This is a genomic window from Iodobacter fluviatilis, from assembly GCF_900451195.1.
Lineage (GTDB): Bacteria > Pseudomonadota > Gammaproteobacteria > Burkholderiales > Chitinibacteraceae > Iodobacter > Iodobacter fluviatilis.
In genome coordinates, this window is sequence record NZ_UGHR01000004.1 from 509947 (window position 1) to 535128 (window position 25182).

The window sequence follows — 25182 nt, forward strand, 5'->3', positions numbered from 1 at the left end:
TTAGCACGGCCTTTTTTGTGCGCGGTAAAAAACAATCAGTAACAAGTACTTACAGTAATCATCAGGTGAAAAATACCTCCGTGTTAGTGTCGATTTTCACTGCATTTTTTATAAAAAAACGGCAGGATAGCGGCATAGGGCAGTTCTGAAAGTAAGCTCAGTTTTTACGCAATGTGCGTGAGTAGCCTGCCCGCTATATTTTTTTGGAGATGCAAGATGTCAGAGCCTAAAACTCATCCGCTATTTTTAGCTGCGGCCGCTTCGGTGATTTTGGCTTCAGGTGTAGGTATGGCCAATTGGCTGGGCTTTATCGGTAAACCTGCTGCAGAGCCACAGGCTGTTGTTGCATCGGCTCCAGCCGTTGCCAGCGCACCCGTGCTGGCTCTGCTTGCTACGCCAGCGCCTACTGCATTACCAACTGCTTTGCCCGTGCCAACGGCGGCCCCTGCCCCTGCCCCTGTAGCAAAGCCACATCCGACACCCAAACCTAAGCCGGTTGTGACCAAGCCGGTGGCTAAACCTGCTGAAGTGGCTCAACCTGATCCAACTCTGCGCCCTTTGCCTCCTAAAGAAATTTGCCGAAGCTGCGGCCGCGTAATTTCAATCCGTAGCATTGAGAAAAAAGGTGAGGCTTCTGGTGGTGGCGCTGTTGCTGGCGGCGTTTTGGGAGGCGTCATTGGCCATCAGATTGGTGGTGGTAATGGACGTACTGTGGCAGAAGTACTGGGGGCGATTGGCGGTGCTGTTGCTGGCCATCAGGCAGAAAAACAATATCGCAGTGTGACGGTTTATGAAGTACGTGTGTCGTTTGAAGATGAAAGCGAGCGCACTTATAGCTTCCAAGAGCGGCCACCGTTTAATCAGGGCGATCGTGTACGTACGAGTGGTGACAGCATCGTGCAATCTGGTAATTGATCAGCCTAGGATTGCAGCAAAAAGCCGTAGTAATGCGGCTTTTTGCTGGCTGATCGTTTTATCTCTGAAGCTTAAACCTAATTATTCTCCATGCCGAGTTCCTGAATTTTTCGGGTGAGTGTATTTCTGCCCCAGCCAAGCAGCTCTGCCGCTTCAATGCGTTTTCCGCCTGTAAAGGCAAGGGCACGCTCGATCACTATGCGCTCAAAAGCGGGGGTCAGCTCGTCCAGAATACGGTTGTCGCCACGGCTGAGGCGCTGGCTGATCTCAACAGCAAGGTGGCTCAGCCAGTCTCCGCTCTTGCTGAGTATTTCGCCGTTATTGAGCTCCGGTGGTAAATCGCCTGCCTGTACGAAGGCGCCGGGGGCCATGACGGTAATCCAGTGGCAAAGGTTTTCCAGCTGGCGCACATTGCCGGGAAAACTAAAAGCGGCCAGCTTTGCCATGGCATCATCGCTCAGGCGTTTTGCTTCGATACCCAGCTCTGCAGCAGATTTACTCAGAAAAAAACGCGCCAGCAACGGGATATCTTCAGATCGCTCCCGCAGTGCAGGTAAGCGTAGGCGAATGACATTCAGTCGGTGAAACAAATCTTCCCGGAATTGTCCTTGCTTGACGCGCTCTTCTAAATGCTGATGAGTTGCTGCAATCACGCGCACATTGGCTTTAATGGGCTGGTGCCCGCCCACCCGATAATAAAAGCCATCTGATAAAACACGCAGCAGGCGGGTTTGTAGCTCGGACGGCATATCGCCGATTTCATCTAAAAACAGCGTGCCGCTTTCGGCCTGCTCAAAGCGGCCTTGTCGTTTGGCATCCGCGCCGGTAAAAGCGCCTCTTTCATGACCGAATAATTCGGACTCAAGTAAATCTTTTGGGATCGCCGCTGTGTTGATTGCAACAAAGGGGCGGGCAGAGCGCGGGCTGTGCCGGTGCAGCGCACGGGCGACCAGCTCTTTACCGCTGCCTGATTCTCCTGTGATCAGTACGGTGGCCGCAGATTGGCTCAGGCGTCCAATGGCCCTGAATACATCCTGCATGGCAGGGGCCTGGCCTAGGATTTCTGGCACGGGCGAGTCTGCAGGTGCGGGGCCGCCCTCCTGCCGGGTAAAACGCTCGCTTTCTTCTATGGCGCGTCTGACTAAGGCGGTGGCCTGGTCTACATCAAAAGGCTTGGGCAAATATTCAAAGGCCCCTCCTTGAAAAGCAGATACGGCACTGTCTAAATCAGAATGGGCCGTCATGATAATCACGGGCAGATCGGGCCAGTCTTGCTTCACAATTTCTAAAAATTGCAGGCCGGATTCGCCTGGCATACGGATATCGCAAACGATAGCCTGAGGTTGTTCCTGTGATAGTTTTGCCAGCGCTTCGGTGGCAGAGGCAAAGCTGGAATGCGAGATGTTTTCTCTGACAAGGGCTTTTTCAAACACCCAACGAATAGAACGGTCGTCGTCAATAATCCAGACAGCGCTCATACGGTCTCCTAGTTTGGTTTATATTGCCAGCCATTGAGTGGAAGCAGCAGGCTAAAGCAGGTTTGGCCGGGACGGCTTTCAAATTCAATCGTACCGTGGTGCTGTACTACAAAAGTGTGGGCCAGATGCAGGCCGATACCTGTGCCGCCAGGGCGGCCTGAAACTAAGGGATAGAACAGTGTTTCTTTAAGCGAATCTGGAATCCCCGGGCCGTTATCAATAATTTGAATTTGCAGCGCAAGCGGAAAACGACGGCGGTTTAAGGTGACCTGTCGCGCGATCCGGGTACGCAGGAAAATCTCACCCACGCCTGCCATGGCCTGCACAGCGTTGCGAACAATATTAAGCACGGCTTGTATCAGCTGCTCCTGATCGGCAATCAGGCTGGGCAGGCTGGTGTCGTAATCCCGCTTTACAGATAAGCCATTGGGGGTTTCTGCCAAAGCAAGGCTGCGTACGCGCTCTAATACTTCATGAATATTTAATTCGGTGAGCTTAGGCAGGCGGTGGGGCGTAAGCAGACGGTCGAGCAGCCTTTGCAGGCGCTGCGATTCATCAATAATCACTTGGGTATATTCTTGCAGCTCGCGGCTGTGCAGCTCGCTGGATAATAATTGCGCCGCGCCGCGTATTCCGCCCAAAGGGTTTTTAATCTCGTGTGCCAGATTGCGGATCAGCTCACGGTTAGCTTGCTGCTGTGCTTGCAGCCTAGCTTCATTGACTATTTTTCTTTGCTGATCCATTTGGCGGATTTCGACAAGGGCCGCTGCCGCGCTGGTTTCGATGGGGCTGGCGGTGAGCGTAACGTAGACATCACCATGGTTGGTGGAGAGCAGCAGCTCGTGCTCGGTAATGCTGATATTTTCTGTGCAGGCGGTGATGACCGCACTCACAATCGGGCTGTGAGGCTCTAGAGTGGCGGATAGCGTCATTCCCACGTCATCCTGGCGCAGGCCTAGCAGATCGGTTGCTGCAGGATTAACGTAAACCAGCGTACCGTCAGCGGCAACGGCAATCACGGCATCGTCCAGAAACTCAAGACCGGAAAAGGCAGAATGGCTCATGGCGGCTTGCCCTGTAAGATCGTTTATCTATGGGGTTCTAGCAATTTGCGGGCCAGCAGAAGAATGGCCAGTTTTGCTGCTTCAGACTGAAGCATACACGAGCAATGCACCATGGTGGTGCATTGCTTTAAGCTGATGGTGCGTCAGAAAGAAGAGTAAGCGATGGGAAGTTGCTTAGCGCAGGCGGCTGATTTCGGATTGCAGGGCAGTGATGTTTTTTTCATGCAGCGTCATATTATTGCGAATGCGGCCCATTTTTTCGACATACTTTTGCGGGCTGGCTTTTTCTTCTGCGCTTCTGCTGCTTTCTGCTTCTGCGAGTAAGCGGCGTGCTTCGGCCAGATTTTTTTGCTCACTGGCCAGTTCTTCGTTCAGGATCAGCTGGCGGTTACTGTCTCGGCTTTTTTGCGTTGCGGCGTCAACACGCGGGAAATTGCCTGGCGTGGCGGTTTGCGGGCTGCGCTCCTTAGGGGCGGAATTACCACGTGAGCGTGGGGCAGGAATAAGCGCACCCGGCTCTGCCAGAATACGCTGTGCATTACGCATGGGAATATTTGAAAATGTAACATTGCCGTGCTCGTCCACATATTTATAGATATCAGCGTGGGCCAGCGGGGCAATACATAGGATAGAAATAAAAAGATACTTAAGCATGGGCGTAACTTAACACAGGACGGGTTTAAATCAACATAAGCAAGTTTGCTAGTGTTCGCTAAGCGCTTATTCAGCTGCAGCTGTATTTTTCAGTGTTTTGATGATTGGATCTGACGTTTAGTCTGCTTGCTTTTCGCTATGGCCCAAAGGTTTTTCCGGAGCGATTAAATCCCTGACCCTTTGTTTCAGCTCTTTTGCTTCAGGGAATCGCCCTTCGATTTTTCTATCCCAGATCAGCGTATCCATACAGTGCACAACAAAAACACCTCCCGTGCCAGGTTGTAAAGCGACTTCTCCCAGCTCTTGTGCAAAAGTGGAAAGCAGCTCTTGTGCAAGCCAGGCCGAGCGAAGTAACCAGTTGCACTGAGTGCAGTACAAAATGCTTACACGGGGAGTGTGGTGAATCGTCATTAAAATTGCACGCCTAATTGATGGAGCTGTAATGTGGTTTCTTGGGCACTTGTATGGTGAATACCATGCCAGCCTGATTCTGTTGCCGCATTCGCATTCTTTGCCACATCGTCGATAAAAACCAGCTCATTAGGCTGTAAATTTTGGATAGAAAGCGCAATTCTTTCAAACATGGCCTGATAAATGGCCGGATCAGGTTTAATTAAGCCGAGGCGGCCAGAAACCACAATGTCTTTAAAACGGTGAAGCAAAGGATAGTTTTCCCATGCATAGGGAAAGGTTTCATTCGACCAATTCGTTAAGCCATAAAGTGGCACCTTGGCCGCTTCTAATTGTTCCATCAGTGCAACACCATCAGGCAAGGTGCCATTTAATGTTTCTGGCCATCGAGCATAAAATGCGGCAATCCAATCAGCATATTCAGGGAATTCGGCTTGTTTGATCCGGGTGGCATCGCTAATGCTGCGGCCACGGTCTTGTTCGATATTCCATTCGCCATTACACACATGGCTTAAGAAAAAGGCCCGCTCTTTTTCATCGCTAATTAATTTACGATAAAGATATTCGGGATTCCAATCAAATAAAACACCACCAAAATCAAAGACAACGGCGCGAATAGTCATGGTGAACTCAGGGAATGACAGACGAGCCATTGTACCCCCTGAGCTTTACTTATTAAATGACAGCCATAGTTATTTAATATTCAGCAACTTATGTTTTGAAAAAACTGACTGATGTGATCAATATTTCATATATCAGTTTAAATTTCTAAGCTGTAATATCGATAAGTCTGGTCAGCTTGGTAGCCCAGAGATTCATATAAGGCCTGGGCGCGCTGATTACTATGGGCAGTAGACAGATCGAGGCGTACTGCGCCGGTTTGTATGGCGTGAAGGCGGGCTTTTTCCATCAGCAAGCGCGAGATACCCTGGCCTCTGGCAGCTTCATCAACAAATAAATCATATAAAACCCAGACTCTGGCTGCAGCAATAGAGCAAAAAGAAGGGTAAAGCTGGATAAAGCCAAGCCCATTACCTTCCTGATCGCTGGCCAATAAAATGACGCTTTCATTTAATGCCAGCCTCTGCTGCAAAAAATCATGCGCAATTTGCAGATTGCTCTCTTGCTGATAAAAAATGCGATAAGCATTAAATAAAGGGGCTAATTGGTTTAAATCATCTAAATTGGCATAGCGGATAAAACACGGTTTAGTCATCAATACTTACCTTTTCAGATACAAGTGGTTCAAGCAATACTGCAAGTAATCGGGCTATACCCAGCGCGAGTGGAATAGCGCCAGCCCAGCATAAAACGGGTGAAAAACCACTGAAGTGGAAAAACACCATTAAACCTGCCCCTATCCCGATAAGGGTGCATGCCGCGTGTAATCGTTTGCCTGGATGGTCCTTAGCACCTTTGCCTGCTTTGGCAGAATATAAGTCTTCTGCCCATGCTTTAGATGGCGTATTAAACAGCTCGGGGGGAATAGGTAAGTCTTTCGCCAGCATTTTTTGAATGGTTTCATGTTGCAATTGAAGCTTTTGATGGCGAAAGTAAAACACGATGGCCACAATAAACACCGGCATTAAAATAGATACAATCGGGATAATAATTTCTGCTGAGAGGAGGGCTTGCAAGGCATTCATGTTGTTTTCCTTAAGCAATCAGGGTGCTTATTCTGACGTCATAACGCCGACTTAGGCAAGAAAATAACAGGGCTGCCTGCAAGGACAGACTGCTGGTAGAATCAGCGTTAATTCCTTCCTTTCCAGCTTGCATTACAAATTGATTGCAGGTACTTAAGCGCTCTTTCCATATAAAAATCTGGGCGTTCCGGATCATCATTGGCCAGCTCGTAACTTGCCGTGTTTTTTAAATCGCTATTCCAATACTTGGTGAGCTCTTCCTGATAAGCCACTGGGATAATATGCTCAATAAATTGTCTGATGGATTCAGGATTAAAGCCTGATTCTCTGTATTTGCTAATCAGCTCTTTTGCTTCCCTTTTAAGCAGAGAAGATTTTAATGGCAGCTCAGTTGCAGCTAATAAAAATAATGTTGCGATGCATTGCTCATCATTATCGTGGCTTAACTTGCGCCAGTTTTGGGCCAACTGATGATCGTGATTGCTGATTTCGCTGATATCAGCATCAAGAATATAGCAGGTTTCCGGCATAAACTGAGCGGCCTTGATTTTAGGAAGCTCAAAGGCAATAAATCTGGCCATTTCTGACTGCGCTGTATTTTGTATCAGGATAGGTGCAGCTGCAAAAAAATGATTAAATCGCTCTGTATCCAAGCTTGATTTTTTGGCTGCTTTAATTAGCTTATTCAGCTCTGCCCGGTTGGGAAGTTTTAATTTTGCATCTTTATTCAATAATATCAGCATGGTTGTTTGAATCAGCGATTCTGCATCGCAAAACTCATTAGCAGCCAGCGCTAATTTTTTTGCCAGCCAAAACCCAAGATCAATTTTTTGCTGGTATTGCTGTTTTTGCTTTAATTCTTCCAGATATTTGGCAAATGAAATGCGCTCTTGTGCCGTTTGCTGATTCAGATAGCCGATTGCCTCTTCGCCTGATTTGCTGACCAGTAAAGTATCTTGTGGCATGGCATGCAGCTTTCTAAGCATATCCGCACCGGCTTTAGAATGGGATAGCAGGGTGTTTTTGCTTAAAGACAGCGCAGCAAGCCGCAGATCACCTTTGGATATTTCTTCAAGATAAAGGCTGATTAAATTCACGATTCGGATCAGTGATAATTCAATATCCGGGCGCAGATAGGCTGTACCAAAATAATTGGCGATCTGCACCATGCCTTTGGCTAAATCAGTTTGAATTTGTATTAATTTTTCTGCTGAAATAAGGCCCTCTGTTACGCCGTAGCTGAGGGCTTTATCAAAGAATCTGCGGCTGTCTATGGTGGATAATGCGGTAGAGACTGTACTCATACTTTCCCTTTAAATTGCAGATTCTTCAGCATCGCTTTCAAGATCAATCATTTTGAGCAGATCTTCAATCATGGCGTTGCTTGGTGCTTTGCTTTCAGCTTTGAGATATTTGGCGAGTACCCGGCCTTGCAGCTCAAGAATCAGGTGATCAAATGCATCGGGCAGCTCGTGGAACAGCACCCAAATCGTTTCTTTCCAATCGCTGTCTGCAATTTCTGCGCGGGAGATATTCCATTTTAATTTATCAATGATGTGTTCTGCAGAATGAAATACTTCAAAAAATTCTTTGATTTCATCTGTGGTGCTGCTGCCATCGTCATTCATAAAAGGGAGCGTTACGCTGGTATTGCTGGCGTGCAGGACAAAATTAAAGACATCTTCGTGAAAATCATGAAAGTAATCCGCAAGGGTTTCTACCCCGGCAGGTTTGTTTTCATAAATGGCTTCCAGATATTCTTCGGCAGCATCTGAGTGCTTATAAATAACGACATTAATCATGGCGCGCAGTTTATCTTTTGTGCGATCGCCATATTGCGAATCTAAAACAATGGCCCGGGCAAATTGCTCAGGCGTGACCAGCAAGCTGAGTACTGATTCTTTAGATGAATCGTATTCACGCATAATGGCTAATAAATCTTTGGCAGGTACGTCTTCTAAAATTTCAGCCAGCGCATAATCGCCCTGCTGATCGGCAATATCCGAAAGTGCTTTTTCTGCACCGCTGATATCTCCGGTCAAAATTAATTTTGATGCATTAATAATTGCTGGATGCATGCGAAATCCTTTTATCTTTTATCGGGTTAATGACTAAGCCGTATTGAGCTTAGAACAAGCCGGTGTATTTACTTAATTGTTTTCAGCTTCTGTTGATTCAAAGCCTTGCTCACTCAGCCAGTCTGAACCTGATTCATCTAATTGCAGTGCTCCGTCTTCGTCATCTTCCTCTTCGTGCTCGCTTACTTCTGCCTGTGCATAATGAGTGTGCGTGCCAATGCTGCGCATAAACTCTAATGTAGCGGCGATAACCATAAACTGATCACCGCCCTCTGTATTTAAAGTGGCATCAATTAATTTATCCGCCCAGCTGGCAATGCTTAAGTGGCTGCTTAGCTCATCCCAGGAAATAAAGTCATCGCCATAGCCTTCAGGCTCACTGAAAACAATACTTTGCATGGCTTTGGGGTTATTAAAGCTGAAAGCATTATGAAAAATAACGGCAACCATTTCTGGTGCAAATTCAATCATTGGCAGGATATGTTCAATTTCCTGACGTTTTTCATTAAGCCGTTTTTTAAGAGCGGATTTTCCCTCGGAATCGCTGGATAAATCATCTAACTCGGCTTCGTAATTGGCGTAAAGATCAGCAAAGTATGGGGAAATGCTCACTGGGTAATTCCTTTAATATATTTTTCGGCAATCTCTCGGGCAATCTCTTGTGGATTGTCGATCAGGCTGCGCTGCCGGTAGTCATCGTAAGCCTGGCGGCGTGTTGCGTCGGCCAGCACTTCATATGCTTCCTGAATGGCTCTGAATTGTGCAACTGCTGCAGGGTCCGGGTTTTTATCCGGGTGGTAGCGGGCTGCATTTTTGCGGTATGCGGATTTAATTAAATCGATGCTGGCTGTGGGTGAAACGCCTAATTTTGCATAATGATCTTGAATAACAGACATGTGGGCTTTCTTTCCTAAAGCGCAGATAGAGGCAGGTAATCGCTGCACCTTGCCGGGACAAGGTGCCATCTGCCTGTATTTTAAACGAAAAACAGCAGCCACCCTTGCAATATCAACTGCATATTGCAAGGGTGGCTGCTCTGCCGCTTAGATAACGGAGTATACGGTTGATTGATGGCCGTGCTTCAGACGGCACAATTCGCGCCATAATACGCTGGCAATCACCATGCCAATCAGCATATTGACAAATGGTAGCGCAAGATACACGCCATCAACCCCCCACCATTGCGGTATAAACCAAAGTGCCGGTATCAGGAGTAGTGTTTTGCCTAAAGTCCCCAGCATGGATAAGCGGGTGAGTGCCATGGCTTGTAAGGCGATCACCCCCACAATTATTGCGCCATCAAAGGGGAGTGCAAATAAGTGCATTTGCAGGGCTCTTGTTGCAGATTCGATGAGTGCCTGATCCTGGCCTGCGTAAAGCGTAGCAATGGTTTGCGGAAAAAACTGCACGATGGCCAGTAATGTAAGGCTGATGGCCAGGCTGACTTGTAAACCATAAGATAAAGTTTGCGCCAGTCTTTGTGCTTGTTTTGCACCGGTAGCGTGGCTTAATAGTGGCTGCATCCCCAGCGCCAGCCCGTGTATCAACAAAATAAACACGGCTTCGGTATAACCTGCTACTGCATATGCGGCGACATCACTACCTTGGCCGTATTCCAGCAGCTGGTAATTATGCGCAAAGAGCAGAAAGGCTAAATTTGCCTCCATAAGTAGGCTGGATATTCCGAGGCCCAGCATCGAAGGCATGCTTTGCCAGTGCGGGCGCAGATCTTTCAGTGCGATCCTTAATCGTGCAAACGGGCTGAAGAAATAGATCAGCCCTGTCACTGTGATGACTGTTTCAACCAATAAGGTAGCCCCTGCAGAGCCTGCCAGCCCCCATCCCAGAACGACTACAAACACATAATTTAGCGCCATATTACTAAAGCCGCCAATCACCACTAACCAGGTAATAAACTGTGGCCGGCCATCATTTCTGACTAAATAAATAACAGCCATCTGGCCGATGGTTACCAGCCCGCCCCACAGCATTAAAGATAGATAGGAGCGAGCCTCTTGCAGCACGGCTGGGTCATTGTCTGCATTGAGTAATGCCAGTAAATAATCCAGCTGGCTGATGCCAATAATGGGTAAAAGAATACCCAGTGCCGCGATAATCAGCAGGGTGTTGGCGAGCGCCTGCTTTGCTTCTTGATTGCGGCCTGCACCTTGCAAGATAGAAATTCGTGTGGCGGCCCCCATGCTGATCATGGCCCCTAATCCCACTTGCAGCAGAATCAGCGGATAAGCAAGGTTTATGGCTGCCAATGCATGGGCGCCCACATAGCGGCCTACAAAGATGCCATCGACTACGGTATAGAGACCGATCACCAGCATGCCTGCAATGGAGGGAATGACATAACGCCAGAAGAGGGTTTTGACTGGAAGAGTATTCAGGTCCTGTACGTTTTGTTGATTCATAAAAGCTCACTTGCGGCACCGTGGCCACAGGATTAAAGAGCTGGCTAGGTTAACATTTAATCAGTCACGCACGATTAATTAATGCTATGTAATAATTCCGGGAACTTAGAGGAACATCATGGCAAGAAAAACCAAAGAAGACGCGCAAAAAACCCGTGATGCCATCCTGAATGGGGCGGAGCAGGTGTTTTTAGATAAGGGCGTGGCACAAGCCACTATGGCCGATATTGCTGATGCTGCAGGTGTATCCCGTGGGGCGGTTTACGGCCATTACCCTAATAAAATCGATGTATGCAAGGCCATGAGCGAGCGCATGTTTGCACTTGAAACGATGCATTTTATCCCCGCTGGCAACAGCGCGATGGAGGCGCTGGTACAAACCGGGCTTTATTATTTAAACCTCTTTTGCCAGCCGGGCACGGCTCAGTCTGTGATTGCCATTTTGTATTTTAAGTGCGAGCGCAGCCCGGAAAATACCGCTCTGATCAGGCACAGGGATTTGATTACAAAATTAGCGATGCATTACAGCCTGCGTCTTTTGCGCCGCGCGGTGCAAAATAAAGAGCTGCCCGATACCCTCGATTTACGCTTGAGTAATCTGTATTTGCATACGGTCTTTGATGGCACTTACGACATGTTGCAGGATTTTTACCCAGACCGTCCTCAGGCGGCTTTACCCGATTGTGAGCGAATGCTGCGCACGGCCGTTTCCAGCCTGATTCATGCGCCATATTTTCAGCGGAATAATGAAGGGCAGGCCTAATTAGCCCTATGAATGGCTCAGTTTGATGATTGCTGCGGCAGAGTGCGGCTTAAAAAACTAAGCTGAAATCATTAAAAAGCGGGCAGCATTTTTGTATCAATGTTTCTTTTGCCTGGAGAGGCTGCATGAATCGTGTCGATCAGGCCAGCAGACGCAAAGTTCTGGCGGCTTTGGCTGGTTCGGGGATTTTAAGTGCGCTGGGGCCAGCGGCATGGGCTGCGGGAGGCAAAGGCAAATTTGCAGTGGGCTTTATTTATCTGGGCGCTGCAAATGATCTGGGCTACAACCAAGCTCATGCAGCGGGCGCCCACGCAGTGGCGGCACTGAGTGATGTGGAAATCCACGAGCTTTATTCTATTCCCGAAGGTAAAGAGGCATCGGTGGCGATTAAGATACTGGTCGGGCAAAAAAATTGCCGCATTATCTTTGCCACCTCGTATGGTTATTTCAATCCTTATGTACTGGAAGCCGCCCGGCAATATCCTGATGTAGTGTTTTTACATGCGGGGGCCGTATACCGGCAAGGCATCTATCCAGAAAATGTGGGCACCTATTTTGCGTATACCGACGAGGCTCAATATATTAGTGGCCTTGTGGCCGGGCTGATGAGTGCAAGTGGCCGCATGGGTTTTATTGCAGCCAAGCCCATTCCGCAGGTATTACGCAATATCAATGCCTTTATGCTAGGTGCGCGGCGGGCTAATCCGCAGGCAGAAATGGTTTTGCAGTTTACGGGTGACTGGAATAATCCCCAAAAAGAAATGGCTGCATTTAAAGAATTAGTTAATAAAAAAGTAGATGTTGTTTCTTGCCATATTGATTCTCCAATTAAACTGGCTGCGTTGTGTGAAGCGCAGGGCATTCATTATTGTGGCTACCATTTTGATCAGAGCAGCATGGCTCCGAAATCTTTGCTGACTGGCGCAGAATTTGACTGGACTCATCTTTACCCGGATTACGTAAAAAGAATCCGGTCTAATAAAGACTGGCCACGAGCCGTAAGAGCGGGCTTTGCCGGTGGTTTGCTGCGCAACACCCCCTATGGTCCGCTTGTTCCTGTGGCCGTCCGTGCGGAGGCTGACCGGGTACGTGAATTGATTAAAAGCGGAAAAATGTTTGTTTTTTCCGGCACGGTAAAAGATAACACCGGCAAACTGCAGATTACAGCCGGGCAGAAATTTGCAAGCGCAGCGCAGGAGCTGGAAAAAATGTATTGGCTGGCTGAAGGAATAATCGGCAACTTACCCCGCTAGAGACTCTGTTGGGGCAAGGGCCATGTGCGTTGTTATCACTTCAGAGGTGTCGCACGATGAAGGTTTTGCTGCGTAAATTGATGCGGACATTGGTTAACTTCCCTTTAACCATGAAATTTATGCTGCTGCCTTTTATCTTTACTGTGGCTCTGCTCATTGTGACCGTGGTAGGGCTTGGCCAGGGTGAAAGTGCGCGTCAGGCCGCGCGCTGGCTTGGCCAGGAAACACTGCCGGATATTGCTGCGATTAATCGCTTTGCGCTGGAGTTATCCCATATACAAATTGATTTACAAAGGCTGGTCGTTTGGGAAACCAATTTTTTTGATAAAACGTCTGTTGCCCGATTAAGGTCGAATTTACTGGCTCAGATTGAATACTTAAAAAAAGAAACTCCGCATCTGAAGCAATACAAGCTGGATGCTCAATTGATTACAAGTATTGAGCATTTTTTAGATGATGCTGAGCGCAGCGCCAGTTTAGTTAGTATTGATATCGCCGCAGGGGGGCTCGCGGCAGAAGATGTGACCGGTCATTATGCTTTGATCCGTGAAAAGTTAAACCGCCATGTAAAGAGCGCAGAGCTACTGGCGAATCAGCATATCTCACAGGTGCTGGCAGAGGCGGAGCATGCCCGTGCACTGGCATGGTCAATTGTTGTCCTTGTGAGTCTTGGATCCATCATCATTTCTGTTTTATTAGCCCGCCTGATTGCCCGCCCTATTTTGGATATGACGCAAGTCATGAAGCAATTGGCAGAAGGCCGCTCCTCAATGGAGGTGATAGGTCTTGAGCGCAAGGATGAAGTTGGGGCGATGGCCGCTGCGCTGGCGGTTTTTCGCCGCAATGCCATTCAGCTCAATGCCACGCAACAAGATTTACGCGATGCTCAGGCTAGGCTTAATGCGGCGGTGCAATCGATGTCCAGTGGTTTTGTGGGCTTTGATGCCCGGCAGCAGCTGATTATGGTGAATGAAGCATTTGCCCGGCTGGTCGAGATTCCCCAGAGTGAGCTTTTGGGGTTCGATCTGGAGGGCATGATGCAAAAGATTTCTGAAGTGCATCATTGCAGCCCGGATTGGACGATCAGAAAGGTGGACTGGCTGGGGGCCGGGCTGGGAAGTATTGAAATTCGCCTAGGTGACCGCTGGTTACAGCTGGGCAGAAATTGTATACCCGGCGGCGGAGATGTTGTGGTGCTGACCGATATCACGGCGCGGCGTGAGCTGGCTGCTGCGCAAAAAAGAGCCATGGAGCAGGCAGAAGAAGCAAGCCGTGCCAAAGGTGATTTCTTAGCCAGAATGAGCCATGAAATTCGTACCCCTCTGAATGCCATTATCGGGATGAGCCGGCTGGCGCTGCGCACGGTATTGGATGCCCAGCAACGTAATTACGTTGAAAAAGCGCTTACTGCAGGTGAGAATTTACTCGGCTTAATCAATGATATTCTCGATTTTTCAAAAATTGAAGCGGGAAAATTAAGCCTGGAAACGGTGCCATTTAGTCTTGAAACCGTTTTAGAAAACGCATCCAGCCTGATTACGCCTAAAACAGAAAACAAAGGAATTGAAGTGATTTTGCACGTTGGCGCAGATGTGCCCCGTTATTTAATGGGGGATCCGCTGCGGCTGGGGCAGGTTTTGATTAATCTGGCAGGCAATGCCGCTAAATTCACCGCTCAGGGCGAAATAATTATTGCTGTGATGGTGAAAGAAATGAAGCCGGATCGCGTGCTACTGCATTTTTCTGTAAGCGACACGGGTATTGGCATGAGCCCTGAGCAGCTGGAAGGATTATTCCAGGCATTTACGCAGGCAGACGGCTCCATTACCCGCAAATATGGCGGTACTGGCCTGGGGCTGTCAATTGTGCGGCAGTTGCTTGAGTTAATGGGGGGGCATATTTCGGTTCGCAGTGAAGCGGGGAAAGGCAGCTGTTTTGATTTTTGTCTTGAGCTGGGTATTTGCGATGATTTCCCGGACAAAATGACGTATTCAGCAGATAACTTAGAAAAATTAAATTTATTGGTGGTGGACGATAATGCGGCCTCCCGAGAATTGCTGGGGGATATGTTGCTATCGTTTGGGGTGCAATTTCAGGTGGTTGATTCGGGTGCCGCAGCGCTTACTGTGCTGGAGCAGTTTAAAAAAAATGGCCAGCCATTTGATCTGGTCCTGATGGATTGGCATATGGCCGATATGGATGGAATTGAAACGGCGCAGCGAATTCGCCAGCAATCGGATCAGGCGAAGATGCCCGCTATTCTGATGGTCACCGCTTATTCTAAGGACGATTTAAAACAACAAACAGAAGGCTTAAATATTGATGGTTTTTTAACCAAGCCGATTAATGCCTCACAACTTTTTAATTGTATTAACGAGGCCTTGTATGGCGGATTACCTGCTCAGATCCCGCCAGACCACGTTTTTGCGCTTGAGATGGCAAATGCGGTATTGCAATTAAAGGGGGCACGAATTTTATTAGTCGAAGATAATGAGATTAACCGGGAAGTAGCGCTGGGTATTCTGGCCGATGTGCCAGTTACGATCGATATTGCCGTGAATGGCTATGAGGCGATTCATAAAGTGAGCACAAGCCATTATGATTTAGTACTGATGGATATACAGATGCCTGAATTAGACGGGCTTAATGCCGCACAGCAAATTCGTGCTCTGGGCATCAAAGAGTTGCCCATTATTGCCATGACGGCGCATGCCATGAGCGGTGATCGCCAGCTTAGCCTGCAAGCCGGAATGAATGATCACATTACCAAGCCCATCGATCCTGATGGTTTAATCGATATATTGCTGCACTGGATTAAGCCGGCAAGCCTAGCATTACCGGCCGGATTATTACCGGATCAATGGGGCAAAGCATCTTTGCAATCCATAAAAAATAAGAATGATTATTTAGCTGCTTTGCCAGTGATTGCAGGCGTGGACTGGCAGGTGGCGCTGGCAAGATCGGCTGGCGATGTATTACGCCTGTCTAAAATAATTAAATTATTTCGTAAGGATGCAGCTCAATTACTCATCAGCCTAGAGGCTGCATTTTCTGCTGTAAATCTGGATCAGCTGCAACAGCTGGCTCATGGCGTGAAATCAACCTCCGCCTATTTGGGGGCAGAAAACATCAGTGCCACAGCGGCCCTGATTGAAGATGCATTTCGGATGGGAAATTCGGAAGCCGCACTGGCGCAGCTTCCTCAATTAATGACCGCCTTGCATCATTTGCTGGATGGCTTATCTCTGCTTGCTGAGTATGATAATTTGGATGCTTCGCACTGCACCGCGCAAATTCCGGATTTAATCAATCAATTGCGTGCTTACCTGCAGGCTGATGATGTGAATGCCGAAGATGCATTTAATCACCTGCAGCAGGGTTTGCTTGCTCAGAATAGCGATCTGGAGATTAAAGTCATGTTAGACGTGATTTATAAGGCTATTGTTGATTTGGAATACGCGGATGCGCTGAATGAATTAAATCAATTCGTTCTGCAAAGACCGGAAATCTTGAAAATAATAAATTGAGTGAGGATTTATGAGTGAAACCGCACCGCAAAAAATATTAATCGTTGATGATGCGCCTATTAATCGCAAAGTGCTTGGTGAGCTGCTCAAGAATGAGCATATGGTGATTATGGCAAAAAGCGGTGAGCAGGGGCTGGAAAAAGCAATTCAACATATTCCTGATCTGATATTGCTGGATGTGATGATGCCGGATATGGACGGCTATGAAGTATTGCAGCGTTTAAAAGCAAACCCAGCCACGATGGGCATCGCCGTTATTTTTATTACCGGCCTAGACCGGCCAGAAGACGAGGCACGCGGGCTAGAAATGGGGGCTTCGGATTATATTACCAAGCCTTTTCATGCCACCGTGGTGCGTGCCAGAGTGGCGCTGCATTTACGATTAGCACGGCAGCATCGCCTGCTGGAATCGCTGGCAAATATTGATGCGCTGACCGAAATCCCCAATCGCCGCCAGTTTGATCAAACCTTTATTTATGAATGCCGTCGCTGTGCCCGTGCAGCTTGTGCTTTATCCATTGCTTTGCTTGATGTTGATTTCTTTAAGCAATACAACGATCACTACGGCCATGCAATGGGGGACAAAGCGTTGCAAGGGGTAGCTTCAGTATTACGCTATGGATTAGGCAGAGGCGGGGATATGGGCGCCCGCTATGGCGGTGAAGAGTTTGTACTGATCATGCCCGACACCGATCATATTGGCGCGGTGGCCGTGGCAGAAAAACTGCGGCACGATATCGAGCTGTTAGCTTTACCCCATGAAAAATCCTCTGTGGCAGGGGTAATTACCGTCAGTATTGGTGTTGCAACGGTGAGTGGCGAGCAGCTTGCTTATCCTGAGGATATTTTAAAATTAGCTGATGAGCGTTTGTATCAGGCGAAGGCCAGCGGGCGGAATAAGGTGATTGGCGGGTAAGAAGTCGCAGTTTAGCCATGGCTGTGGCCATAAAAAAGCCCGCACGAGTTAATCCGTGCGGGCTTTTTACAGCGAATCAAAAGATTACAGGCTGTAGTACATATCGAACTCAACCGGGTGAGTGCTCATGCGGATGCGGTTAACTTCTTGCATCTTCAATTCGATATAGCTGTCGATCCATTCATTGCTGAATACGCCGCCACGAGTCAGGAACTCACGGTCTTTATCCAGTGCGTCCAGTGCTTCATCCAAGGATGCGCACACGGTTGGGATCAACTTGTCTTCTTCTGGTGGCAGGTCATACAGATTTTTGTCTGCTGGATCGCCTGGGTGAATCTTGTTTTGCACGCCATCAAGGCCAGCCATCAACAGGGCAGAGAAGCACAGGTATGGGTTAGCCAATGGATCTGGGAAACGCGCTTCAATACGACGGCCTTTGTCTGACGATACGTGTGGAATACGGATCGAAGCAGAGCGGTTGCGTGCAGAGTAAGCCAATTTAACCGGCGCTTCATAATGCGGAACCAGACGCTTGTAGCTGTTTGTACCTGGGTTGGTAATCGCATTCAAAGCTTTAGCGTGCTTGATGATACCGCCGATGTAGAACAGGGCAAATTCGCTCAAACCTGCGTAGGCATTACCTGCAAACAAGTTTTTGCCATCTTTCCAAACCGATTGGTGAACGTGCATACCGCTGCCGTTATCGCCAACGATAGGCTTAGGCATAAAGGTGGCTGTTTTGCCGTATTGGTCAGCCACGTTATGCACCACGTATTTCAGAATCTGAGTCCAGTCTGCACGTTGTACCAAGGTGCTGAATTTAGTACCGATTTCGTTCTGGCCCGCGTTAGCGACTTCGTGGTGGAACACTTCAACCGGCACGCCCAGCTCTTCCAGAATCAGCACCATAGTGGCGCGGATATCTTGGTGGCTATCAACTGGAGGCACTGGGAAGTAACCGCCTTTCAGGCGTGGACGGTGGCCTTTATTGCCGCCTTCCACTTTATTGGCAGTTGCCCAAGCGCCTTCGTCAGATTCAATTTTGTAGAAGCAGCCTGATAGGTCTGAGCCAAAACGGATGCCGTCAAAAATAAAGAATTCTGGTTCTGGGCCAAAGAAAGCGGTATCACCCAAGCCAGTGGCTTTCAGGTACTGCTCAGCACGCTTAGCAACCGAGCGTGGGTCTCTATCGTAGCCCTTACCTGTATCTGGCTCGACCACATCACAAGTCATAAATACAGTAGGTTCATCGTAGAAAGGATCAACATTGGCAGTGGATGCATCTGGCATCAGCAGCATGTCAGATGCCTGAATGCCTTTCCAGCCCGCAATCGAAGAGCCGTCAAAAGCATGGCCAGTTGTGAACCATTCTTCGTCAACAACGTGCGAAGGAACAGTAACGTGCTGCTCTTTGCCCATGGTGTCGGTGAAACGCAGGTCAACAAACTTGATGCCGTTTTCCTGAATAAGGTTGAGAACGTCGGCTACTGCCATCTTGGGATTCTCCAAAAATGTTGCGAGGGTAAAAGTGATCGGGCGCCGGTGTTGCCGGTATACAAGTTCATTTAGCAATAACTATGCCAATTTTTAAAACGGTTGCATCCATTGTGCCATAAGTGCTTAGTGGCGACCTGGGTGAACTACTTACGCACCATTATGGTGAGCAAAACGTATCTTGCGTGCTTTTTTGGTGCGATGCCAGCACTGTTTCGTGCCGATCTTATCTTAGGTTTTTAAGCCTGCAGAAATCTATCTGCTGAGATGAAGTTTTTTTTTAAAACTGCAGAGATTGTAATCCGACTAACGCTTATTGGCTTAGTTTCCTTTCAGCTAAAACAAACTTATCTAACACAGCCCGCGGCTGAGGGTAAAATATGCGGTTTGTGTCTTTTCAACAGGAGAAAGTGTAATGAGCGCTGTCGATACTATCTTGCAACAAGCCCATGAACGTGCCGTCGCATCAAATTTACCTTACCAGGGTGCGCTGACTCCTGCTGAAGCTGCCGCCTTATTGGCCGCGCATCCTGCTGCAAAACTTGTGGATGTGCGTACCCACGCAGAATGGCAGTTTGTAGGCTTTGTGCCTGATTCAGAAATGAATGAGTGGAAGCAATACCCCAAAATGGAGCTTAATCCTGGTTTTCTGGCGGCTTTGCAAGCAACGGTTGATCCGCAGGCGGTGGTGATGTTTCTTTGCCGCACTGGTGCACGCTCGCACGATGCTGCTGCACTTGCTGCGGCGAACGGCTATAGCAATGCCTTCAATATTCTGGAAGGTTTTGAAGGAGATAAAAATGCTGCGGGACAGCGTGGGCAGGTAAATGGCTGGAAAGCGGCCGGATTGGCCTGGACTCAGGGCTAGAAAGTAATTCAGGTGAGTCTCAAGGAAATTAAACGGTCGCGTACTTCAGAGCCATTTCCCCTGCTTAACAGACATGAATGTTTGAATTGATCAGAGCCTTTTTGCATCCCTTATCCGGATGGATGCCAACTGGCTTTATATGGACGCTTTATGAAATATCTTGTTTTGGGTAACCCAATTGCACACAGCAAATCTCCGCAGATTCATCTTGCCTTTGCCGCTCAATTTGGTTTAGAAAACTTTGCTTATGAGCGCTGCCTTGTGCCCCTTGATGGTTTTGTAGAGGCCATTGCTGATTTCGCCGAGTCTGGCGTGCAGGGCGCAAACATTACGGTGCCATTTAAAGAAGAAGCATTTCACCTCTGTACCGCGCTGACAGAGCGTGCAGCAGCAGCGGGTGCTGTGAATACGCTGAAAGTAAATCCCGATGGCAGCTGGCTGGGCGATAACACAGATGGTGCAGGTTTAGTCAGTGATTTACTCAGATATGGGTCCTTAAAGGGAAAACGGATTTTGGTGCTGGGCGCAGGCGGAGCCGCCGCAGGGGTATTGCAGCCCTTATTGGCTGAGCAACCTGCTAGCCTGAGTATTGCTAATCGCACGCCTGAGCGGGCAAATGCCCTGGCGCAGCGTTTTACGGGTGAGTCGTTGCATATTCATGCTTCTGCATTTGTTGCAATTGAAGGCGCATTTGATGTGCTCATCAACGCCACTTCGGCCAGTTTATCCGGGCAGTCTCTGGCCTTGCCTGCTGGCGTATTTGCGGATGGTGCTTTGGCTTATGACATGATGTATGGCAAGGGAGAGACCCCTTTTCTGGCGGACGCCCGTCTGGCCGGGGCGCAATGCGTGGATGGCTTAGGCATGCTGGTGGGGCAGGCGGCAGAGGCGTTTTATTTGTGGACCGGGCTGCGTCCGGATGTGCTGCCTGTATTAAATAGCATGAGGGCAGCATTGTAATGGCACAACGCTCAATTGCTGGCTGGGCAGGCCGAATCTTGCTCGGTATTTTTGCTTTATTTTTATTGTGGAATCTGTGGATTTTTGCGCATGTTTTAGCCTGGAAGTGGATTAATCCATCGGCGACTTCTTTTATGCGCGAGCAACTCAGCCAAATTCAAAAAGAAAACCCAGAGGCCGTATTACGCCATCAGTGGGTGGATTACACACATATTTCGCCCAATCTGAAACGCGCTCTGGTGGCCAGTGAAGACGCCAAATTTCTGGATCATGAAGGTTTTGATTGGGAAGGAATGCAGATTGCATGGGAAAAAAATATTAAAAAGGGCCGCATCGTGGCAGGAGGCTCGACGATCAGCCAGCAGCTAGCTAAAAATTTGTTTTTATCCAGCGCCCGCAGCCCGTTTCGAAAAGCTGAAGAAGCCATTATCACAGTGATGCTCGAAGCGATTTTAGATAAGCAGCGAATTTTTGAGATTTATCTGAATGTAATCGAGTGGGGAAATGGCGTGTTTGGAGCAGAAGCGGCTGCTCGTTATTACTACAAAACATCTGCTGCCCGCTTAGGAGCCAGCCAATCGGCCAAGCTGGCTTCTATGGTGACTAACCCACGCTACTTTGATAAAAATAGATCGGATCGTAAGTTAATGCGTAAAACAAGCATAGTATTACGACGTATGCCTTACGCAGATATTCCTTAGGCTGATTGTTTAGCAAGTAAATAGTGTATTAATTTTTAATGAATTTGTCAGTTTTTGCCAAAGATTGTTGAGTCAGAGAATCAAACAGAATACTCTCACAAGCTTCTCTTCCTGCTCAATTCAATATGCCTCAACATGCTGAAATATTAAGATTATTAAGCGAATCTGACCGCTTAGCTTCTCTTGATCCAGCCGCTGCACTGGCTTATGCGGAAGAGGCTTGGATTTTATTTTGTGCTTGTAAGCTTTCTGATGTTGAATTGCTGGCCCGTCTTACGCTCACGTATGCTCGCCTGCTATTTTCTTTTGGCCGTATTGACGAGTCTCTGTCTCTTTTATTTCAGGCCTTAACGCAGTCCGAGATAAGCGGTCAGAATTTAGTCATGGAATCTCTGCTGCAAGAAATCGCACTCACTTATTACTCTTTGGGTGATTATCCTGAAGCTGCTGAATATTGGTCTGATTGCTTAAAACAGGCTTCGTTTTCTGATATTGCCAAACTCAATGCTCATATTGGTATGGGCATGATTCAGTTTGCTCATGGTGAAATAGAGTTGTCTCTGGCGCAGCATCAGCAAGCAATTGCTTTATTAAACCAGCAAATGCCGCCTCTTTTACATGCAAGAGCATGGATTAACCTTGCGTCCGCATTTTTTAAATTAAACCAATGGCATGAAAGCCAGCACGCCTTAGTGATGGCGTATCCCTATGCTCAGCAGGCTTGTGCGCCGGAATTGATTGGTGAAATTTATGTCTATATGGCAAAAATTGCGCTGGAAACGAATAACCTGGATGCCGCTAGGCTCAGGCTGGCACAGGCAAAAGCAAGCTGCAAAGAATGGCGTTGGGGAGATGTTGTGCAATTGTTGCTGCAGGGCAGGATTTTCTTAGCCTGCGAACAAATGGATGAAGCGATTTCCTGCTTTAAAAATGCAAAAGAGCTGGCGGCAGAAATGGGGTTTGCCAGTCAGGCTATGGACGCTCATCAATTACTTTCTATGGCCTATCAGCGTGTCGGAAATAAAACACTGGCAGAGTATGAATACGGCTGCTATCAAACGGCCTGTATCCGGCTAAAAGCACCTGCTTTCGTGCTTCATAGCGATGTAAAACCGCAAGCTCATGGGAAGCCTTTGGCAGATCGCGTCATGCTGCACTGCGCATAGATTCAGTGTTTTATAAGTGTTAAAATACGCTCGTAATCAATCCGTCAACTTGGTGTAAATAATGCTTGTGTCCTCGGTTGATCAGCTCATTCAGCAAGCTAAAAAGTTAATCTCTTCGCGCAGCGTTGATTCACTTGCTTTTGCGACGCAGGCCAGAGATTTGGCCGTTGAAATGGGTTGCCGTTTTAGCGAGGCCGCAGCACTGACCGTTTACTCCAGCGTTTTACAACTTTTTGGCCGGCACCGGGAGGCGATCGATATCCTAGATAAAGTTCTGGATATTGCTGAAACCGATGAGCTGGGTGTGTGGCGTGGCGAGGCGCTGCAATTGATGGGCAGGCACGCTTATACACTGGGTGAATACGAAAGCGCGGCAAGATACTGGTGCCGTTGTCTTGAGCTTTCTGCACAGGCAATCGAAACAACTCAGCGGCTTTGTGCGCATATAGGCTTAGGGCAGCTATATTATGCCCATGAGCAATTTGAAGTTGCACTAATTCATCATAAAATAGCGCAGGATTTAGCTAAAGCCGAACATGATGCTAATTACCAAAGTATTTGCCTGATAAACATCGCGGTTGATTTATTTCGCTTAAATCGCCTAGATGATGCAATGTCAATTGCTAGGCAAGCACTGCCTCTGGTCAGAGCAGAAGGCAATTATGAGCTGGAGGCAGAAGTCTATAGCGTATTTGGTTTGATTCGATTAGCGCGTGGCGATATAGAAAGAGCCAGAATGAATTTTCTGGTGGCACTTAAAATTAACCGCTTGCATATCAATACCTGGAATGAGGCGGCTAATTTATTAGCACTGGGCCGCTGCTCTTTAGCTAATGCAGAATATGAAGCAGCGCTGGATGAGCTGCAGCGTGCATTTATCCTGGCAGAGGCGATGGAATCGCAGTATTTATTGGCTGAAATTCATGAAACCTTTGCGGCAGCCTATCAAAAAATGAATCAGCCAGACTTGCATGAAAAACATGACATCACGCATAAAAATTTACGCGCAGTGCTTTTAGAGCAATCTGCATCGGCGCAGTTAAGATCAATGGAAATGAACTTGCTTGTACCTAGTTAATCCTTATTCTGTGAATAAATTAATTTAAATATCTTTCATTCTTATCTGTAAGTTTTTTTATTTAGTCCGTATATTGTTATTTTTCTTGATATTATCGATTAGAGTGTTCTAATTTGATGGTAAGCCAAAAAAAAGAGTTTGATGCCTCTCATGCTTAGCTACGATGTGATTGATAATATCAATCTTCGCGCCCGACAGATGTGTTTGCACAATAAAGAAAGCGCACTCGAGCTGGCAGAGCAGGCATGTAAACTGGCTGTGCAAATTGAGTATCATTTGGGTTATGCCCAGGGGTTATTAAATCACGCGCGGGCATTAGCCAGAGACCCTTACTTTGAAGAGAGCATTGCTTTAATGCGCCACAGTTTAATGCTGGGTGAAGAGCATGCATTACACGCACATATCGTTGATTCTTTACTGGAAATAGCAGCTGCATATTATTGTCAGTGCGAATATGATTTGGCCCTGCAGTATTGGTCATATTGTCTGGATTTATCCCTTAATTTATCTGATGATCATGCTTATATTCAGGCTCAGATTGGGCTTGGACAAATCTACTATGCTCATGATGATTTTGTTGCTGCATTAGAACACCATAAACAGGCTGCTGAATTCGTTTCTAAAATAAATAATGATCAATTGTGTGCGCTGCTTTATATCAATTTGGGTGGCGATTATCTAAGCCTGTTGGAATATGACCAAGCCTTAACTATTTTGCAGCAGGGTTTGTTTTATGCAAAAAGGGCTAATCATCTGGAATATGTTTCCGAAGCACTGTGCTTAATAGGACAAGTACAGTGGGGGCTGGGTAAATATCAAATTGCCCGGCGCAATTTGCTTGCCGCATTAAAGCTGAATTTGCAGCTGGAAAACCAATGGGGCATGGCTGCCAATTATTTGGCTTTAGGAAAAATCAGCCTTTCAAGGCGCGATGTACAACCGGCTGAAGCTTATTTAGCTCAGGGCTTATTGCACGCCACATTAAGAAGTGCTGCTAATCTTATTTTTCAATTTGAATTATTGATGGCGGATTTAGCCGAACTAAAAGGTGATTTTAAACTTGCCCTCGCTCATTTCAAGCGTTTTCATCATGGGCAACAAGCAGTAAAAAGCCAGCTTTCTCCGCATAAATTGCAAGCCATGAAAATGCAATTAGAGATTGAAAGTGCACGCTTGGAAAACGCCGATCTACGCCGCCAGCGTGCCAGCCAGCATAAGGAAATACAGCGGGTGGAGCGGCTGGCCAGCTACGATGGCCTCACCGGTATTTTAAATCGCCGTGGTTTGGAAGAGCAGGGTAGTGAGCTGTTTCAAAGGCAGCGGCAGAATCAGCAATCCTTATCTGTATTAATGATTGATGTGGATCACTTTAAAAGGGTGAATGATGGCTGTGGCCATCCGGTAGGGGATAAAGTGTTAAGGCAAATTGCCGCGCTGCTTAAATCAGGCTGCCGGCAGGATGATTTGGTAGGGCGTTATGGTGGCGAGGAGTTTGTGGTGCTCCTGCCTAATCACGAAGGGGTGGCCGCAACTGAGGTGGGCGAGCGGCTTCGCAGCTTAGTAGATGCATGGATTTGGTCGAGAATACACCCTGAACTCAATATTACGATTAGCGTGGGGATTGCCAGTATTGTGGATGATCTTTCGCTTGAAGCCCTGCTAAGCCGTTCTGATCAGTGTTTATATCAGGCAAAGCAGCAGGGCAGAAACCGTGTGGTGGTTTAGGGAAAATGAATGTTCCCTACACGATTTTTAGGGCAAAAAAGGTAGTAAAAGTACACCATTCTGTT

Annotated in this window: 24 protein-coding genes; 11 read left to right on the plus strand and 13 right to left on the minus strand. The window is 47.6% G+C overall.

From position 1 onward, the window contains the following. The first annotated feature begins 216 nt into the window (after positions 1–216). A complete protein-coding gene (locus tag DYD62_RS21075; RefSeq protein ID WP_165928666.1) occupies positions 217–915 on the plus strand; it encodes an outer membrane lipoprotein in 699 nt (232 codons plus the stop codon). A 77-nt stretch (positions 916–992) separates the two neighbouring features. Here DYD62_RS21075 and ntrC read toward each other — a convergent pair whose 3' ends face one another. The 12 genes from ntrC to DYD62_RS21135 all read right to left on the minus strand — a co-directional run bounded on the left by ntrC (position 993) and on the right by DYD62_RS21135 (position 10666). After that, the gene (ntrC, locus tag DYD62_RS21080; protein WP_115229876.1) at positions 993–2393 is read right to left on the minus strand and encodes a nitrogen regulation protein NR(I); all 1401 of its coding nucleotides are present in this window, start codon (positions 2391–2393) and stop codon (positions 993–995) included. Between the two features lie 8 nt (positions 2394–2401). Next, positions 2402–3457, minus strand: coding sequence for a nitrogen regulation protein NR(II) (gene glnL, locus DYD62_RS21085; RefSeq protein WP_115229877.1), 1056 nt, complete (start codon positions 3455–3457; stop codon positions 2402–2404). A gap of 174 nt (positions 3458–3631) precedes the next feature. Beyond that, positions 3632–4111 (minus strand): DUF4124 domain-containing protein, encoded by a 480-nt coding sequence (locus DYD62_RS21090; RefSeq protein WP_115229878.1) that lies wholly within the window; start codon positions 4109–4111, stop codon positions 3632–3634. Between the two features lie 117 nt (positions 4112–4228). Then, complete coding sequence (locus DYD62_RS21095; RefSeq protein WP_115229879.1) at positions 4229–4522, minus strand: Rdx family protein; 294 nt, start codon at positions 4520–4522, stop codon at positions 4229–4231. Further along, complete coding sequence (locus DYD62_RS21100; protein ID WP_233702991.1) at positions 4522–5175, minus strand: HAD family hydrolase; 654 nt, start codon at positions 5173–5175, stop codon at positions 4522–4524. The genes DYD62_RS21095 and DYD62_RS21100 overlap by 1 nt, the downstream gene beginning before the upstream one ends. Before the next feature lie 107 nt (positions 5176–5282). Beyond that, a complete protein-coding gene (locus tag DYD62_RS21105) occupies positions 5283–5738 on the minus strand; it encodes a GNAT family N-acetyltransferase (RefSeq protein ID WP_115229881.1) in 456 nt (151 codons plus the stop codon). Continuing rightward, positions 5731–6168 carry a DUF6249 domain-containing protein gene (locus tag DYD62_RS21110; RefSeq protein ID WP_115229882.1) on the minus strand — a complete coding sequence of 146 codons (438 nt, stop codon included), beginning with the start codon at positions 6166–6168 and terminating at the stop codon, positions 5731–5733. Before DYD62_RS21110 ends, DYD62_RS21105 begins: the two co-directional genes overlap by 8 nt. A gap of 107 nt (positions 6169–6275) precedes the next feature. Continuing rightward, complete coding sequence (locus DYD62_RS21115; protein ID WP_115229883.1) at positions 6276–7472, minus strand: hypothetical protein; 1197 nt, start codon at positions 7470–7472, stop codon at positions 6276–6278. Positions 7473–7481: 9 nt separating this feature from the next. Beyond that, positions 7482–8246 (minus strand): hypothetical protein, encoded by a 765-nt coding sequence (locus DYD62_RS21120; RefSeq protein ID WP_115229884.1) that lies wholly within the window; start codon positions 8244–8246, stop codon positions 7482–7484. A 72-nt stretch (positions 8247–8318) separates the two neighbouring features. Beyond that, positions 8319–8858: a hypothetical protein gene (locus DYD62_RS21125; RefSeq protein ID WP_115229885.1), complete on the minus strand. Its 540-nt coding sequence runs from the start codon at positions 8856–8858 to the stop codon at positions 8319–8321. After that, on the minus strand, positions 8855–9142 hold the full coding sequence (locus tag DYD62_RS21130; RefSeq protein WP_207916516.1) for a DnaJ domain-containing protein: 288 nt from the start codon (positions 9140–9142) through the stop codon (positions 8855–8857). Before DYD62_RS21130 ends, DYD62_RS21125 begins: the two co-directional genes overlap by 4 nt. 147 nt (positions 9143–9289) lie before the next feature. Continuing rightward, a complete protein-coding gene (locus DYD62_RS21135; RefSeq protein ID WP_115229886.1) occupies positions 9290–10666 on the minus strand; it encodes an MATE family efflux transporter in 1377 nt (458 codons plus the stop codon). Between the two features lie 118 nt (positions 10667–10784). Between DYD62_RS21135 and DYD62_RS21140 the strand changes: the two genes are divergently transcribed. From DYD62_RS21140 to DYD62_RS21155, 4 genes are all read left to right on the plus strand, one after another. After that, a complete protein-coding gene (locus DYD62_RS21140; RefSeq protein WP_115229887.1) occupies positions 10785–11429 on the plus strand; it encodes a TetR family transcriptional regulator in 645 nt (214 codons plus the stop codon). Between the two features lie 125 nt (positions 11430–11554). Further along, on the plus strand, positions 11555–12682 hold the full coding sequence (locus DYD62_RS21145) for a BMP family ABC transporter substrate-binding protein (RefSeq protein ID WP_115229888.1): 1128 nt from the start codon (positions 11555–11557) through the stop codon (positions 12680–12682). 56 nt (positions 12683–12738) lie between these two features. Then, on the plus strand, positions 12739–16209 hold the full coding sequence (locus tag DYD62_RS21150; RefSeq protein ID WP_115229889.1) for a hybrid sensor histidine kinase/response regulator: 3471 nt from the start codon (positions 12739–12741) through the stop codon (positions 16207–16209). 10 nt (positions 16210–16219) lie between these two features. After that, a complete protein-coding gene (locus DYD62_RS21155) occupies positions 16220–17125 on the plus strand; it encodes a diguanylate cyclase (protein WP_115229890.1) in 906 nt (301 codons plus the stop codon). Between the two features lie 84 nt (positions 17126–17209). Here DYD62_RS21155 and glnA read toward each other — a convergent pair whose 3' ends face one another. After that, positions 17210–18619 carry a type I glutamate--ammonia ligase gene (gene glnA / locus DYD62_RS21160; RefSeq protein ID WP_115229891.1) on the minus strand — a complete coding sequence of 470 codons (1410 nt, stop codon included), beginning with the start codon at positions 18617–18619 and terminating at the stop codon, positions 17210–17212. Between the two features lie 415 nt (positions 18620–19034). Between glnA and DYD62_RS21165 the strand changes: the two genes are divergently transcribed. The 6 genes from DYD62_RS21165 (at position 19035) to DYD62_RS21190 (ending at position 25117) form a co-directional block, all read left to right on the plus strand. Further along, positions 19035–19487, plus strand: a complete 453-nt coding sequence (locus DYD62_RS21165; RefSeq protein WP_115229892.1) for a rhodanese-like domain-containing protein — start codon at positions 19035–19037, stop codon at positions 19485–19487. 150 nt (positions 19488–19637) lie between these two features. Next, positions 19638–20447: a shikimate dehydrogenase gene (gene aroE / locus DYD62_RS21170; RefSeq protein WP_115229893.1), complete on the plus strand. Its 810-nt coding sequence runs from the start codon at positions 19638–19640 to the stop codon at positions 20445–20447. Beyond that, the gene (gene mtgA, locus DYD62_RS21175) at positions 20447–21148 is read left to right on the plus strand and encodes a monofunctional biosynthetic peptidoglycan transglycosylase (protein ID WP_115229894.1); all 702 of its coding nucleotides are present in this window, start codon (positions 20447–20449) and stop codon (positions 21146–21148) included. Before aroE ends, mtgA begins: the two co-directional genes overlap by 1 nt. A gap of 125 nt (positions 21149–21273) precedes the next feature. Next, positions 21274–22314 carry a tetratricopeptide repeat protein gene (locus DYD62_RS21180; protein WP_115229895.1) on the plus strand — a complete coding sequence of 347 codons (1041 nt, stop codon included), beginning with the start codon at positions 21274–21276 and terminating at the stop codon, positions 22312–22314. Between the two features lie 61 nt (positions 22315–22375). Continuing rightward, complete coding sequence (locus DYD62_RS21185) at positions 22376–23392, plus strand: tetratricopeptide repeat protein (RefSeq protein WP_115229896.1); 1017 nt, start codon at positions 22376–22378, stop codon at positions 23390–23392. A 141-nt stretch (positions 23393–23533) separates the two neighbouring features. Next, entirely contained in the window at positions 23534–25117 is a 1584-nt protein-coding gene (locus DYD62_RS21190) for a tetratricopeptide repeat-containing diguanylate cyclase (RefSeq protein WP_115229897.1), read from the plus strand. Positions 25118–25182: the final 65 nt, after the last annotated feature.